Below are 14,852 nucleotides of genomic sequence, written 5' to 3' on the forward strand. Positions count from 1 at the left end.
TCCCACCCCTTCGTCGTCACGCCGCCGCAGCAGGCACCGCGGCGGCCGTCGCCGGTGTCAGTGCCAGCTCCAGGACCTGGCGGACGTCCGACACCGGGTGCACGTCCAGCTTGGCCAGCACCTCTGCCGGAACGTCGTCCAGGTCCGGCTCATTCCGCTTGGGGATAATGACCGTCGTCACTCCGGCCCGGTGCGCCGCCAGCAGCTTCTGCTTCACGCCGCCGATCGGCAGGACCCGGCCCGTCAACGAGACTTCGCCCGTCATGGCCACGTCCGGGCGCACCTGACGGCCCGACAGCAGCGACGCCAGCGCCGTCGTCATCGTGACGCCCGCGCTCGGCCCGTCCTTCGGCACCGCGCCCGCGGGGACGTGCAGGTGGACGCCGCGCTCCTTGAAGTCGCCGACCGGAAGCTCCAGTTCCGCGCCGTGGGAGCGCAGGAAGGACAGCGCGATCTGCGCCGACTCCTTCATCACGTCGCCGAGCTGGCCCGTCAGGGTCAGGCCGGCCCCGCCCGTCTCCGGGTCGGCCAGCGACGCCTCCACGTACAGGACGTCGCCGCCCGCGCCCGTCACCGCCAGGCCCGTCGCCACGCCCGGTACGGACGTACGCCGCTCCGCCGGGTCCTGCGCGGACTCGGGGGTGTGGTGCGGGCGGCCGATCAGCGGGCGGAGCTGCTCGGGGCCGATCGTGAACGGCAGGTCCTGCTCGCCCAGTTCGTGCCGGGCCGCCACCTTGCGGAGCAGGCGCGCCACGGCGCGCTCCAGGTTGCGCACGCCCGCCTCGCGCGTGTACTCGCCGGCCAGCCTGCGCAGCGCCCCGTCCTCCAGGACGACCTCGCCCGGCTCCAGGCCCGCGCGCTCCAGCTGCCTCGGCAGCAGGTGGTCACGGGCGATGACGACCTTCTCGTCCTCGGTGTAGCCGTCGAGGCGGACGAGCTCCATGCGGTCCAGCAGGGCCTCCGGGATGGCCTCCAGGACGTTGGCCGTGGCCAGGAACACCACGTCGGAGAGGTCGAGTTCGACCTCCAGGTAGTGATCCCGGAAGGTGTGGTTCTGGGCCGGGTCCAGGACCTCCAGCAGGGCCGCGGCCGGGTCGCCGCGGAAGTCCGAGCCGACCTTGTCGATCTCGTCGAGCAGGACGACCGGGTTCATGGACCCGGCCTCCTTGAGGGCGCGGACGATCCGGCCGGGCAGGGCGCCGACGTACGTGCGCCGGTGGCCGCGGATCTCGGCCTCGTCGCGGACGCCGCCGAGGGCGACCCGCACGAAATCGCGGCCCATCGCCCGGGCCACGCTCTCGCCGAGGCTGGTCTTGCCGACGCCGGGCGGGCCGACGAGCGCGAGCACCGCGCCCCCGCGCCGCCCTCCGACCACGCCCAGCCCCCGGTCGGCGCGCCGCTTGCGCACCGCCAGGTACTCGGTGATCCGTTCCTTGACGTCCTCCAGGCCGGCGTGGTCCGCGTCGAGGACGGCCTTGGCACCGGGGATGTCGTAAGCATCCTCCGTGCGCTTGTTCCACGGGAGTTCCAGGACGGTGTCCAGCCAGGTGCGGATCCAGCCGCCCTCGGGGCTCTGGTCGGAGGCGCGCTCCAGCTTGTCGACCTCCTTGAGGGCGGCCTCGCGGACCTTCTCCGGGAGGTCGGCGGCCTCGACGCGGGTGCGGTAGTCCTCGGACTCGTTCTCCGGGTCGCCGTTGAGCTCGGCCAGCTCCTTGCGGACGGCCTCCAGCTGGCGGCGCAGCAGGAACTCCCGCTGCTGCTTGTCCACGCCCTCCTGGACGTCCTTGGCGATCGACTCGGCCACGTCCTGCTCGGCGATGTGGTCGCTCAGCCACTTCACGGCGAGCCGCAGGCGGGCGACCGGGTCGGCCGTCTCCAGCAGTTCGACGCGCTGGACGAGGGTGAGGAACGGCGAGTAGCCGGAGTTGTCGGCGAGCTGGCCGGGGTCCTCGATCTGCTGCACCCGGTCCACGACCTGCCAGGCGCCACGCTTGCGGAGCCAGGTGGTGGCCAGGGCCTTGTACTCCTTCATCAGCTCGGTGACGGCGCCGGGGAGGGGGGCGGGGGACGCCTCGTCGATGCGGGCGCCCTCGACCCAGAGCGCGGCGCCCGGGCCGGTGGTGCCGGCGCCGATGCGGACGCGGCCGACGCCGCGGATGAGGGCGCCGGGGTCGCCGTCGGAGAGGCGGCCGACCTGCTCGACGGTGCCGAGGGTGCCGACGGCGGCGTAGGTGCCGTCGATGCGCGGGACGAGGAGGACGCGGGGCTTGGCGCCGCCCGTGGCCGCGGCCTGGGCCGCCTCCACCGCGGCGCGGACCTCGGCGGCGGAGAGGTCCAAGGGCACGACCATGCCGGGGAGGACGACTTCGTCGTCCAGGGGCAGGACCGGGAGGGTGAGCGGTGTGGACGTCGAAGCCATGATCTTCCCTTCGGCAGGCAAGTTGAGCTACTCGGACTCAACTGCGCCGGGGGTGCGGGATGTTCCCGCCGTTGTTCGCTCTGAGCGATCAGCCCTGCGAACGATTGCCCACAACCCCGGGGTGCCGCGCCCCGAAAGGGGCGCGGGGCACTGCGCGAGCAACCACAGGCGGCCCGCAGTCAGCGTGGCTGGAGTTGGTCCTCGTCCGTCGGCTCCGCCGCCCGGGGGCCCGGCACCGCCGGCCCGGCACCCCCCGCTGATCCGTCCTCGCGGATCAGCGACCGGCACGCCACCCCCGTCAGCAGCGCGATCGGGTGCCCCCAGCTCGACAGGGGGTCGATCAGTTCGATCAGGTCCTGCGCGCACACCAGGACCGCCACGCCCAGCAGGGCCACCTCGCCGCGGCGTGGCAGCAGGCCCGACAGGGCGCCCACGCACGCCATCAGGCCGAAGCTGATGCCGTAGTCGAGGCGGTGCATCGACGCCTCCGGCAGGGAGCCCGCCGCCACCGCGCCCGCCACCGGGAGTTCCGTGGCCAGCGTGGCCAGGACGTGGCCGAGGAGGAAGACGCCGGCCGTGCGGGCGCCGCCCACCCGGCGTTCGAGGGCCGCCAGGACCAGGGCGAAGGCCAGGCCGTACGCCGAGAAGAGGCCGCCCGCGACCCACAGCGCGCTTGCGATCAGCACGACGAGCGGGCGCTCCGCGAGGTGCGCGCCGTCCGTGCTGGACTCGCGCAGGAGCAGGCTCACCGTCTCCTGGTCGCCGAAGTCGGCGTACAGGGCGGTACCGAGCAGGATCAGTGCGTAACAGAAAGTGAAGGGCGTATTCGTCGGCTTCGGCAGCATCCGCCACAGTCCGCGCAGCCCGCGCCGTGCGTGCTCGATCACGTGGGCCGCCCCTTCCGGCCTGTCCCGCCTTCGCACCGGAAACATTAAGGTGCACGGGAGTTCTGTGCAGCAAGCTCTGGCCGCAGCCCCTTACGGAGGCCGTATGCCCATCTCGCCCGCCCCGCCCGTCACCCTCGACCGCCGCGACGGCCCGCACGGCGAAGTCGTGCTGCGGCAGCGGGGCCCACACTACGAGATCATCGCCAACGGGTGCTTCCTCATGGACACTTCCGACGGCCGCTCGGAGCGGCTCCTGGTCGACGCCGCGCTCGCGGCCCTGCCGCCGGAGCGCCCGGACCCGGCGGTGCTGATCGGCGGCCTGGGCGTCGGCTTCTCGCTGGCGCGGGCGGCCGGCGAGCCGCGCTGGGGGCGGATCACGGTCGTGGAGCGGGAGCAGGCCGTCGTCGACTGGCACCGCACCGGGCCGCTGTCGGCGGTCTCCGGCCCGGCGCTCGCCGATCCGCGCACGGAGATCGTGCACGCGGACCTCGTCGCGTACGTCCGCTCCGCACCGGCCGCGTGCCACGACGCGCTCTGCCTGGACATCGACAACGGGCCCGGCTGGACCGTCACCGAGGACAACGCCGGCCTCTACTCCCCGGCCGGTCTGGCCGCCTGCCGGGAGCTGCTGACGCCCGGCGGAGTGCTCGCCGTGTGGTCGGCGCAGCCCTCTCCGGAGTTCGAGGAAGCGCTCCGGAATGCCGGGTTCGCCGGGGTAAAAACCGAAGAGATCAGCGTTGCCCGGGGCGTCCCCGACGTGGTCCATCTCGGTCTCCGCGCCGCGTAGCCGACCCCACCCGGGTGCCCGTACGCTGCTTGCCACAACGGCCGAGTGGCCAGCGAAATCGGCACGGGTAGACGCTTAGGGGCGGGGCGCATGGAGCAGACACACATCGGCCCGGGCGGGACCGCGGCAGCCGCGGGGGCACAGCGTCGGGTACTGATCGTCGAGGACGACCGGACGATCGTCGACGCCATCGCCGCACGGCTGCGGGCCGAGGGATTTCAGGTGCGGACCGCGGGCGACGGGCCCGCGGCCGTGGACACGGCCGAGGCGTGGCAGCCGGACCTGCTGGTCCTGGACGTCATGCTGCCCGGCTTCGACGGGCTGGAGGTCTGCCGCCGGGTGCAGGCGCAGCGTCCGGTGCCCGTCCTGATGCTCACCGCACGGGACGACGAGACCGACATGTTGGTCGGGCTGGGCGTGGGGGCGGACGACTACATGACCAAACCGTTCTCGATGCGCGAGCTGGCGGCACGGGTGCACGTGCTGCTGCGTCGCGTGGAGCGGGCGACGCTGGCCGCGCACACGCCGCGCAGCGGCATCCTGCGGCTCGGCGAGCTGGAGATCGACCACGCGCAGCGCAGGGTGCGGGTGCGGGGTGCGGACGTGCACCTGACGCCGACCGAGTTCGACCTGCTGGTCTGTCTGGCCAACACCCCGCGCGCGGTGCTCTCCCGGGAGCAGCTGCTGGCGGAGGTGTGGGACTGGGCGGACGCCTCCGGCACGCGGACGGTGGACAGCCACATCAAGGCGCTGCGCCGCAAGATCGGGGCCGAGAGAATCCGCACGGTGCACGGCGTGGGGTACGCACTGGAGACCCCGGCGGCATGACCGGGCGGTGGCCGGTGCGGGGCCTGTGGAGCCGTGCGTGGGAGGCGCTGCGGCCGCTGGACCCCTACCGTTCGGTCAAGGCCGCGCTGGGGGCGCTGGTCACCGTCTCGGTGGTGATCACCACCTTGCTGGTGTTCGTCGCGATCCATTCGGCGACGGAGCTCAGGGTGATCACCATCTTCTCGATCATCGCCTCGCTGCTGATCACCCAGTTCGTGGCGCACGGCCTGACGGCGCCGCTGGACGAGATGACCGCGGTGACCCGGTCCATGGCGCAGGGGGACTACTCCCGGCGGGTGCGGACCGGGCGGCGGGACGAGTTCGGGGACCTGGCCCGGGCGTTCAACCGGATGGCCGCGGACCTGGAGGCGGTGGACACCCACCGCAAGGAGCTGGTGGCCAACGTGTCGCACGAGCTGCGCACCCCGATCGCGGGGCTGCGGGCCGTGCTGGAGAACGTGGTGGACGGGGTCTCGGCCCCCGATCCGGAGACCATGCGCATCGCCCTGCGGCAGACCGAGCGGCTGGGCCGGCTGGTCGAGCAGCTGCTGGACCTCTCGCGGCTGGACAACGGGGTGGTGCCGCTGCACTCGCGCCGCTTCGAGGTGTGGCCGTACCTGGCCGGGGTGCTCAAGGAGGCGTCGATGGCCTGCGGCAGCGGCGCCTCGCCGCGCGCCCGCAAGGACGTCCACCTGCACCTGGACGTCTCACCTCCCGAACTGACGGCACACGCGGACGCCGAGCGGCTGCACCAGGTGGTGGCGAATCTGGTGGACAACGCCGTCAAGCACAGCCCCCCGCACGGGCGCGTCACCGTGCGTGCCCGGCGCGGCGACGGTGCGCAGTCGCTGGCCCTGGAGGTGCTGGACGAGGGCCCGGGGATCCCGGAGGACGAGCGGCACCGCGTCTTCGAGCGCTTCAACCGGGGCGACGCGGCCTGCCAGCAGGGGCCGGGCACGGACGGCGGTACGGGCCTGGGGCTGGCGATCGCCCGCTGGGCGGTGGACCTGCACGGCGGGAGCATAGGGGTGGCCGAATCCCCGCGTGGCTGTCGCATCAAGGTCAGTCTTCCAGGCGTTCCCTGAGAGCGGAGTTGACGTAGGGTCGGTGGTGGAAGCACACATTCGGTGGATGTGGGGCGGGGTTCCGGGGTACCGGAAACCCGCGGCACCGTCACCCGGCCGCTAAAACCCGGTGTGTTTCCCGCCAAGCCATGCCCTCAAACCACGTCCAGAGTGTGACTTAGGCGACTGCTGGCCCGGGTGGCCTGCATCAAAGGTGCCGAGAGGCGTAGCCTTTATTCCCGCTGTCCACCAGTCTTAGGTAAGCGGAAGAGGGCGGTTGCCGCCGTGTCGCCACAGTCCCCCAGTAACTCGAGCATCTCGGCCGATCAAGCAGGGCAGGGCAAGAGTCCTGCCGATGTGTTCGGTCCCAATGAGTGGCTCGTCGACGAGATCTACCAGCAGTACCTCCAGGACCCGAACTCGGTCGACCGAGCCTGGTGGGACTTCTTCGCCGACTACAAGCCGGGCACTGCGGCGGCGAAGCCGCCGCAGGCAGTGACCGGGGGCGCGGCCCCCGGCACCGCTGCCCCGGCGGGTACGGCCCCGGTCGCTGCCGCGCCGGGCACTGAGGTCCCTGCCGCCGCCCAGGCGCCGGCGGCTCCCGCCGCTCCGGCAGCCCCCGCGCCCGCTGCCCCGGCGGCTGCCGCCCCGGCTGCGCCCGCCGTGCAGGCCCCGGCCGCCCCCGCGCAGCCCGCCGCCGCCCCGGCCCCGGTCGCCAAGACCCCGGCCGCCCGGCCGAAGGCCCCGGCCAAGCCGGCCGAGCCGAGCGCCGGTCCGGAGTTCGTGACGCTGCGCGGCCCGTCCGCCGCGGTCGCCAAGAACATGAACGCCTCCCTGGAGCTGCCGACGGCCACGTCCGTCCGCGCCGTCCCGGTGAAGCTGCTGTTCGACCAGCGCATCGTCATCAACAACCACCTCAAGCGCGCCCGCGGCGGCAAGGTCTCCTTCACGCACCTCATCGGCTACGCCATGGTGCAGGCGCTGAAGCTGATGCCGTCGATGAACCACTCCTTCACGGAGAAGGACGGCAAGCCGACCCTCGTCAAGCCCGAGCACGTCAACCTCGGCCTGGCGATCGACCTGGTCAAGCCGAACGGCGACCGGCAGCTCGTGGTCGCGGCCATCAAGAAGGCCGAGACCCTGAACTTCTTCGAGTTCTGGCAGGCCTACGAGGACATCGTCCGCCGCGCCCGCGTCGGCAAGCTGACGATGGACGACTTCACCGGGGTCACCGCCTCGCTGACCAACCCCGGCGGCATCGGCACCGTGCACTCCGTGCCGCGCCTGATGCCCGGCCAGGGCCTCATCATCGGCGTGGGTGCCATGGACTACCCCGCCGAGTTCCAGGGCACCTCGCAGGACGCCCTGAACAAGATGGGCATCTCGAAGGTCATGACCCTGACCTCGACGTACGACCACCGGGTCATCCAGGGTGCCGCCTCCGGCGAGTTCCTGCGGATCATGCACCAGCTGCTGCTCGGCGAGAACGGCTTCTACGACGACATCTTCGAGGCGCTGCGCATCCCCTACGAGCCGGTCCGCTGGCTCAAGGACATCGACGCCTCGCACGACGACGACGTCACCAAGGCCGCCCGGGTCTTCGAGCTGATCCACTCCTACCGGGTCCGCGGCCACGTCATGGCCGACACCGACCCGCTGGAGTACCGCCAGCGCAAGCACCCCGACCTGGACATCACCGAGCACGGCCTCACCCTGTGGGACCTGGAGCGCGACTTCGCGGTCGGCGGTTTCGCCGGCAAGTCGATGATGAAGCTGCGCGACATCCTCGGCGTGCTGCGCGACTCGTACTGCCGCACCACCGGCATCGAGTTCATGCACATCCAGGACCCGAAGCAGCGCAAGTGGATCCAGGACCGCGTCGAGCGCCCGCACGCCAAGCCGGAGCGCGAGGAGCAGCTGCGCATCCTGCGCCGCCTGAACGCGGCCGAGGCGTTCGAGACGTTCCTGCAGACCAAGTACGTCGGCCAGAAGCGCTTCTCGCTGGAGGGCGGCGAGTCCGTCATCCCGCTGCTGGACGCGGTGCTGGACGCGGCCGCCGAGTCCCGCCTGGACGAGGCCGTCATCGGCATGGCCCACCGTGGCCGGCTGAACGTGCTGGCCAACATCGTCGGCAAGTCCTACGCGCAGATCTTCCGCGAGTTCGAGGGCAACCTCGACCCGAAGTCGATGCACGGCTCCGGCGACGTGAAGTACCACCTGGGCGCCGTCGGCACCTTCACCGGCCTGGACGGCGAGCAGATCCAGGTCTCGCTGGCCGCCAACCCGTCCCACCTGGAGACGGTCGACCCGGTCGTCGAGGGCATCGCCCGCGCCAAGCAGGACATCATCGGCAAGGCCGGCACGGACTTCACCGTCCTGCCGATCCAGCTGCACGGCGACGCGGCCTTCGCGGGCCAGGGCGTCGTGGCCGAGACCCTCAACATGTCGCAGCTGCGCGGCTACCGCACCGGCGGCACCGTGCACATCGTCATCAACAACCAGGTCGGCTTCACCGCGCCGCCGGAGTCCTCGCGCTCGTCGATGTACTGCACCGACGTCGCGCGCATGATCGAGGCGCCGATCTTCCACGTGAACGGTGACGACCCGGAGGCCGTGGTCCGCGTCGCGCGGCTCGCCTTCGAGTTCCGCCAGGCGTTCAACAAGGACGTCGTCATCGACCTGATCTGCTACCGGCGCCGGGGTCACAACGAGTCGGACAACCCCTCGTTCACCCAGCCGCTGATGTACGACCTGATCGACAAGAAGCGCTCGGTGCGCAAGCTCTACACCGAGTCGCTGATCGGCCGTGGCGACATCACCCTGGAAGAGGCCGAGCAGGCCCTGCAGGACTACCAGGGCCAGCTGGAGAAGGTCTTCGTCGAGGTCCGGGACGCCGACACGGCCCCCGCGGCCTACGAGCCCCCGGCCGAGCTGCCGGAGTTCCCGGCCGCGGTGAACACCGCGATCTCCCAGGAGGTCCTCAAGCGGATCGCCGAGTCGCAGGTCACCACGCCGGAGAACGTCACGGTGCACCCGCGCCTGGTGCCGCAGCTGCAGCGCCGCGCCGCCAGCATCGAGGACGGCACCATCGACTGGGGCATGGGCGAGACCATCGCCTTCGGCTCCCTGCTGATGGAGGGCACCCCGGTCCGGCTCGCCGGCCAGGACTCCCGCCGCGGCACCTTCGGCCAGCGCCACGCGGTGCTGGTCGACCGCGAGACCGGCGAGGACTACACCCCGCTGCTCTACCTCTCGGACGACCAGGCGCGCTTCAACGTCTACGACTCGCTGCTCAGCGAATACGCGGCGATGGGCTTCGAGTACGGCTACTCGCTGGCCCGCCCGGACGCGCTGGTGCTGTGGGAGGCGCAGTTCGGTGACTTCGTCAACGGTGCCCAGAGCATCACGGACGAGTTCATCTCCTCCTCCGAGCAGAAGTGGGGCCAGACCTCCGGCGTCACCCTGCTGCTGCCGCACGGCTACGAGGGCCAGGGCCCGGACCACTCGTCGGCCCGCATCGAGCGGTTCATGCAGCTCTGTGCGCAGAACAACATGACGGTCGCCATGCCGACGCTGCCGTCGAACTACTTCCACCTGCTGCGCTGGCAGGTCCACAACCCGCACCACAAGCCGCTCATCGTCTTCACCCCGAAGTCGATGCTGCGTCTGAAGGCCGCGGCGTCGAAGGCGGAGGAGTTCACGAGCGGCCAGTTCCGTCCGGTCATCGGTGACGACACCGTCAACCCGGCCGACGTGCGCAAGGTCGTCTTCTGCTCCGGCAAGGTCTACTACGACCTCGCCGCCGAGCGGGACAAGCGCGGCGCGACGGACACCGCCCTCATCCGCCTCGAGCGGCTGTACCCGCTGCCGGGTGCGGAGGTCCAGGCGGAGATCGCCAAGTTCCCGAACGCCGCCAAGTACCTGTGGGCGCAGGAGGAGCCGGCGAACCAGGGTGCGTGGCCGTTCATCGCGCTCAACCTGATCGACCACCTCGACCTGGCGGTCGGCGCGGACGTTCCGGCGTCGGAGCGGCTGCGGCGGATCTCGCGTCCGCACTCGTCGTCGCCGGCGGTCGGCTCCGCCAAGCGGCACCAGGCCGAGCAGGCTCAGCTTGTGGCGGAGGTTTTTGACGCGTAACCGCGTCACCGGGGGCCCGCATCGTTTTTCGGTGCGGGCCCTTTGTGGTTGCTCGCGCAGTTCCCCGCGCCCCTGACGGGGCGCGGAACCGCACACGGGCGCCCCGTCAGGGGCGCGGGGAACTGCGCGACCAGCCCAGGACAGCCTGCACTTACCCCAGATACGGCTCGAAGTCCCAGTACGGACGCACCCGTTGGCGCGCCGACAGCGTATGCGGGTGCTGCGCACCCAAGGTGCGCGTAAGACGCTGCAAAGCGTCCTCCTCCACCTTCCCCGCCTCCTCATGCTGCCGGAGCCCCCGCAAATCCATTGCGAGGGCGACCTCGCACGACAGCGTGAACGGATGGTCCTGCCCCAGCGCATGCCGCGCCCGGCGCAACGTGTCCCGGCTGAGTTGTTCGGCGGTGTCCAGGCGGCCGTTGAAGTTGCGGCCGGCGGCCGCGTTCAGGGCGCAGCCCAGGACCGCGGGGTGGTCCGGGCCCAGCGTGGCCGCCAGGCCCGCGTACGCCTGCTCGAACAGGGTGAGGGCGTCGGCCCGTTCGCCCGCGGCCTGCAGGATGAGGCCCACGTTGGACTGCATCCCGGTGCTGATGGGGTGCGCGGGCCCGAGCAGTTCGCGGAAGGCGTGGTCGCCCTCCAGGACGAGCTCGCGCGCGTGGCTCAGGTCGCCGTGCTCGCGCAGGTAGTTGCCGTAGTCCACGACGAAGGCCGTGGTGGCGTAGTGGCGGCGCCCGTGGACCTGTTCCAGCTGCTCCAGCAGGCCGGCCATGGCGCCGCCGATGTCCTGGAGCGTTCCGGCGCGCCGTTCGCAGAGCACCAGGTTGTGGCGGGCGCGCAGGGTCTGCGGGTGCTGGGGGCCGAGGACCTGGATGTGCATGCGGACCACCAGTTCCTGGCGGGCCAGGGCGTCCGCGTAGCGGCCCATCAGGCGCAGGTCGCGGGCGCAGGAGAGGCCGGAGACGAGGGTGGCGGCGTGCCGGGTGCGCAGCAGGGCCTCGCGTTTGCGCAGGGTCTCCAGGTCGATGTCGTACGCCTCGGCGTAGCGGCCCAGCAGCCGCAGGCCCAGGCCCAGGTTGTGCTGGGCGAGGAGGGTCAGGTAGTCGTCGGGGCCCAGCAGCCGCAGGGCCGTGTCCAGGACTTCGCGCTGCATCTGCAGCGCCTCGGCGTACTGGCCGAGGTACCGCTGGTCGGCGGCGAGGCTGCTGGTGGCGGTCATCAGGGCGGTGGGCTCGACGCCGGTGGTGCAGCGCAGCCGTTCGAGGACGGCGCGGTCGAGTTCGCCGGCGGTCCTGAAGTCCCCGTGGGCGCGCAGGATGTTGGTCTGCTGGGTGGTGAGGTCGAGCATCCGTGGGTGCTCGGGCGGGAAGATCTCGGACCACTGGGTGCGGATCTTGTCGGCGAGTTCGGCGCCGAGGCGGAACTCGCCGCTGCGGTAGCAGTAGCGCAGCAGGTTGAGGACGGTCTCCTGGACGCCCGCGTCGTGGCTGGCGAGCGCGCCGGAGGGCTCCAGGTGGGGCAGCAGTTCGGCGTAGCGCGGCCACAGGCGGCTGTCCTGGGGGTTGCCGGGGTCGGCGGCGGCGAGCATCCGGCGGACGACGCGGCGGTGTTCGCGCTGCTCGTCGGGGGCGGTGAGGCGGGAGACGATGTCGTGGACGAGCCGGTGCATGTGCACCGACTCCTGTTCGGGGCCGGGTTCGCCGGCCAGGGCGGTGCGGGTGTCGCGGGCGCTGATGACGGAGTAGCTGAGGAGGGTGTCGAGGGCGCGGGTCCAGCTGGGCAGGTCGCCGGCGAGCCAGGCGAGGCCCTCGGGCAGCTGGGATTGCGGGAGGTGCCGCACGAGGCCGATGGGGATCCGGCCGGGGGCGAACGACGTGCACAGCGACAGGAGTTCGACGGCGTGGGGCTGGGCCTCGCGGAGCCGGTTGATCAGTATCGACCAGGAGGTGAGGGACGAGCGCGGGACGCTGTCGAAGCCCGGCTGGTCGGCGAATCCGGCGAGTTCGCCGGCCCGCACCATGCGCAGGTAGTCGGTGACGTCCATGTCGGACTCGCCCAGCCAGGCGGCCGCCTGGACGAGTGCGAGGGGGATGTCCTCCAGCTCGACGGAGACGGCGTCGGCCTCCTCCGCGGTGATCCGCGGGGCGCGGCGCATCAGGTAGCCGGTGGACTCGTGGCGCTGGAAGCCGGGGATCTCCACGGGGGTGGCGCCGGCCTCGGCCCAGCGGCGGTTGCGGGAGGTGATCAGCACATGGCCGGCGCCGTCGGGCAGCAGGTCCTCGGCGCCCTCCGGGTCGTCCCAGCCGTCGAAGATCAGCAGCCAGCGGGGGTAGGGGTCGCCGCGGCGCAGCGCCTCGTGGACGGCGCGGATCCGCTCGCCGGGCTCGGAGCCGGCGATCAGGCCGAGTTCGGGGGCGAGTTCGCCGAGGCGCTCGCGCTGGGTGCCGCGGGTGTCGGAGTTGACCCACCAGACGACGTCGTAGTCGGAGCTGAAGCGGTGGGCGTACTCGGCGGCGATCTGGGTCTTGCCGATGCCGGGCATGCCGACCAGGGCGCACACGGCGGTGCCCTGGTCGGCGTCCATCAGGTGTTCCTGGAGGGAGTTGAGCAGGTCGTCGCGGCCGGTGAAGCGGGCGTTGCGGCGGGGGATCTCGCCCCAGACGGCCGGCGGGTCGTTGGGGTAGCGGGTGCCGGGGCCGGGGGGCAGGGTGCGGCGGGCGGGGCCGGCGGGGAGGTCGAGGCGGCCGAGCAGCCTGCGCTCGGCCTCCTGGGCGCCCACGCCCCACAGTTCGACGGGCTTGAGGACGACGGTGGCGGGCAGCAGGGGGCGGTTGGTGAGGTTGACGGCGGCGAAGCGGTCGGCGTTGAGGGCGACGACGCCGCGCAGGGCCTCGCTCCACTCGCCCTCGCGGCGCGGGCCGAGGGCGAAGAACCAGTCGTCCAGCACCAGCAGGATCCGGCCGGGGGCCAGCAGCAGGTCGCCGAGGTAGTCCTCCAGCGGGACCTCGCGGCGCGGGTCCCAGCGGTGCAGGGTGACGGAGTGGCCGTGGCTCTCCAGGCGGTGGGCGATCCAGGTGCCCCAGGGCCGGTGGAAGCCGGCGAAGACGACGACGAAGCTCTCGCCGGCCCGCACCGAACCGCTGCCGGAACCCTGCCGCTGCGTGCTCATCGCCCGTCTCCCTCGTTCCGTCGCGGTGCTCCGGCCACCGGCCGGCTTTGCCCCAAGATTACCGTACGTCACTGGAAGGTGACGTTCCGCAGACCGTCGGGAACGGGCCCACGGACCGCCCCAGGCACACCAGGTGCTGCTGCATACAGGCCGCGAACTCCCGTCCTGCGGGCGTCAGTTCCCTGGATTCAAGCAGGAGCGGCAGGGCCTGCGCGACCTGCCTGCGGCAGGCGTCACCCCGTGCCACGGCGACGCTCCGGACCGTGGGCGCGAGGCCGTCGCGGCGGGCCGCCCGGGTCCAGAAGTCGGCCAGCGCGAGGTGTGCGTACGTGCCCTGGAGCACGCCCTCGAAGGGCCGCGGGTCGGGGCGCCAGGGGACCCGGTGGACGGCGTGCGGGCCGGCGTGGTGCAGCGGTACGAGGTCGTGGAGCACGGCCAGTTTGCCGTGCTGGGTCTCGTGGACGAGGACCTCGGCCAGGTCCTCCGCGGTGTCCGGCAGGGTGCAGAGCACCGCGCCGGGGGCCGCCCGGAGGGTGGCGCTGACCTGGCCGGCGTCCCCGCCGGCGAGCGGCACCAGGCAGCGCAGCAGGGCCGTGGTCTCCGCGGCGCGCAGCGGGTCGGCGAAGCGCAGCAGGGCCAGGGCCGCGCGCCAGCGGGACAGCCAGGGCTGGACGGCGGTGGCCGAGCGGGGGGAGGCGGGCAGGGCGGCGTGGCCGACGCCGCCGGGCGGGGCGCGGTGCGGGTCCAGGTCGTCCAGGTACCCGGCGCTGCCGGGGAGCGGGCGCAGGCCGCGCCAGCCGGTGCCGCTGCCGTGCACGCGGCCGGCCGCGCGGTGCAGGACGGGGCCGGGGGCCAGGTGCGCCGCGGGGCCGCGGGCGGTGAGGCGGACCGTGGGGGTGTCGCAGCCCAGCAGGCCGATGCCGGGCAGGGCCAGCAGGCCGTCGGGGGCGGGCAGTTCGAGGGTGAAGTCGGTGCCCGCGCGCAGGGCGGCGGAGGCGGCGACGGCCCCGAACCGCTCCAGGAGGCCGCCCAGTTGTTCGCCGTCGGCGGCGGCGAGGGTGCGGGCCAGCCAGTGGCCCACGGCCGGGTAGTCGAGGGTGCGGCGCACCGAGTGGGGGTGCAGCGATTCGGCCTGCTCCAGCAACCGCCAGTGCTCCTCGAAGCGTCGGCGGGCCGGGGCGGGCGCGGCGCCGGGGTGCCGCTCCAGGCGGGTGAGCAGGGACTTGAGCAGCACGAGGCGGCGGCTGTGCACCCCGCCGAGCAGCAGGGCGACATCGCCGTGGGCGGAGCGGGTGCGGGCCAGGCGCGCCAGGGCCGGGCCGGCAGGCCGGGGGCCGGGCATCATCCGCGCGCCCGGCCGCCCTCGGTACCGCACGAGTACCAGGTCTCCCCCAGGTCCGCCGGGTGCTGCAGGGCACGGTCGACGGCGGCCGCCAGCGCCGGGTCCCGGTCGGTGCGCGCCGCACGCAGCGAGCGCAGGCTCATCCCGGTGAGGTCGGGCAGTGGCGGCGTTCCGCTCTCGTGCTTCGGCACCCTCTTCTCCTCCCTGCCGCCCGCCGCGGAA

Annotated in this window: 9 protein-coding genes; 4 read left to right on the top strand and 5 right to left on the bottom strand. The window is 72.7% G+C overall.

Annotated elements, in window-relative coordinates:
- Positions 1–16 precede the first annotated feature (16 nt).
- Together lon and ACMATS_RS12755 are read right to left on the bottom strand one after the other, a co-directional pair.
- Positions 17–2,419 (bottom strand): endopeptidase La, encoded by a 2,403-nt coding sequence (gene lon, locus ACMATS_RS12750; RefSeq protein ID WP_390776529.1) that lies wholly within the window; start codon positions 2,417–2,419, stop codon positions 17–19.
- A 179-nt stretch (positions 2,420–2,598) separates the two neighbouring features.
- Positions 2,599–3,306 carry a rhomboid-like protein gene (locus tag ACMATS_RS12755; protein ID WP_414167958.1) on the bottom strand — a complete coding sequence of 236 codons (708 nt, stop codon included), beginning with the start codon at positions 3,304–3,306 and terminating at the stop codon, positions 2,599–2,601.
- A gap of 103 nt (positions 3,307–3,409) precedes the next feature.
- Here ACMATS_RS12755 and ACMATS_RS12760 point away from each other — a divergent pair, with 103 nt between their 5' ends.
- The 4 genes from ACMATS_RS12760 to ACMATS_RS12775 all read left to right on the top strand — a co-directional run bounded on the left by ACMATS_RS12760 (position 3,410) and on the right by ACMATS_RS12775 (position 10,122).
- Positions 3,410–4,093 (top strand): spermidine synthase, encoded by a 684-nt coding sequence (locus ACMATS_RS12760; protein WP_390776527.1) that lies wholly within the window; start codon positions 3,410–3,412, stop codon positions 4,091–4,093.
- A 90-nt stretch (positions 4,094–4,183) separates the two neighbouring features.
- Complete coding sequence (locus ACMATS_RS12765) at positions 4,184–4,921, top strand: response regulator transcription factor (protein WP_390776526.1); 738 nt, start codon at positions 4,184–4,186, stop codon at positions 4,919–4,921.
- Positions 4,918–6,006 carry a sensor histidine kinase gene (locus ACMATS_RS12770; RefSeq protein WP_336413579.1) on the top strand — a complete coding sequence of 363 codons (1,089 nt, stop codon included), beginning with the start codon at positions 4,918–4,920 and terminating at the stop codon, positions 6,004–6,006. Before ACMATS_RS12765 ends, ACMATS_RS12770 begins: the two co-directional genes overlap by 4 nt.
- Before the next feature lie 264 nt (positions 6,007–6,270).
- A complete protein-coding gene (locus ACMATS_RS12775; RefSeq protein ID WP_414167959.1) occupies positions 6,271–10,122 on the top strand; it encodes a multifunctional oxoglutarate decarboxylase/oxoglutarate dehydrogenase thiamine pyrophosphate-binding subunit/dihydrolipoyllysine-residue succinyltransferase subunit in 3,852 nt (1,283 codons plus the stop codon).
- A 151-nt stretch (positions 10,123–10,273) separates the two neighbouring features.
- Here the strand turns inward: ACMATS_RS12775 and fxsT are convergent, their stop codons facing one another.
- From fxsT to ACMATS_RS12790, 3 genes are read right to left on the bottom strand one after another with little or no spacing between them, the layout of a single operon-like run.
- Positions 10,274–13,288, bottom strand: a complete 3,015-nt coding sequence (fxsT, locus tag ACMATS_RS12780; RefSeq protein WP_414167960.1) for an FxSxx-COOH system tetratricopeptide repeat protein — start codon at positions 13,286–13,288, stop codon at positions 10,274–10,276.
- A gap of 58 nt (positions 13,289–13,346) precedes the next feature.
- Positions 13,347–14,663: an aKG-HExxH-type peptide beta-hydroxylase gene (locus tag ACMATS_RS12785; RefSeq protein WP_414167961.1), complete on the bottom strand. Its 1,317-nt coding sequence runs from the start codon at positions 14,661–14,663 to the stop codon at positions 13,347–13,349.
- Positions 14,630–14,821 (bottom strand): hypothetical protein, encoded by a 192-nt coding sequence (locus ACMATS_RS12790; protein ID WP_390776522.1) that lies wholly within the window; start codon positions 14,819–14,821, stop codon positions 14,630–14,632. Before ACMATS_RS12790 ends, ACMATS_RS12785 begins: the two co-directional genes overlap by 34 nt.
- Between the last annotated feature and the right edge of the window lie 31 nt (positions 14,822–14,852).

This window comes from Streptoverticillium reticulum, from assembly GCF_047456005.1.
GTDB classification, from domain to species: domain Bacteria; phylum Actinomycetota; class Actinomycetes; order Streptomycetales; family Streptomycetaceae; genus Streptomyces; species Streptomyces reticulum.

Coding starts and splice junctions, on each gene's coding strand:
- ACMATS_RS12770 (WP_336413579.1), top strand. CDS start 4,918: ATGACCGGGCGGTGGCCGGTGCGGGGCCTGTGGAGCCGTGCGTGGGAG.
- ACMATS_RS12760 (WP_390776527.1), top strand. CDS start 3,410: ATGCCCATCTCGCCCGCCCCGCCCGTCACCCTCGACCGCCGCGACGGC.
- fxsT (WP_414167960.1), bottom strand. CDS start 13,288: ATGAGCACGCAGCGGCAGGGTTCCGGCAGCGGTTCGGTGCGGGCCGGC.
- ACMATS_RS12765 (WP_390776526.1), top strand. CDS start 4,184: ATGGAGCAGACACACATCGGCCCGGGCGGGACCGCGGCAGCCGCGGGG.
- lon (WP_390776529.1), bottom strand. CDS start 2,419: ATGGCTTCGACGTCCACACCGCTCACCCTCCCGGTCCTGCCCCTGGAC.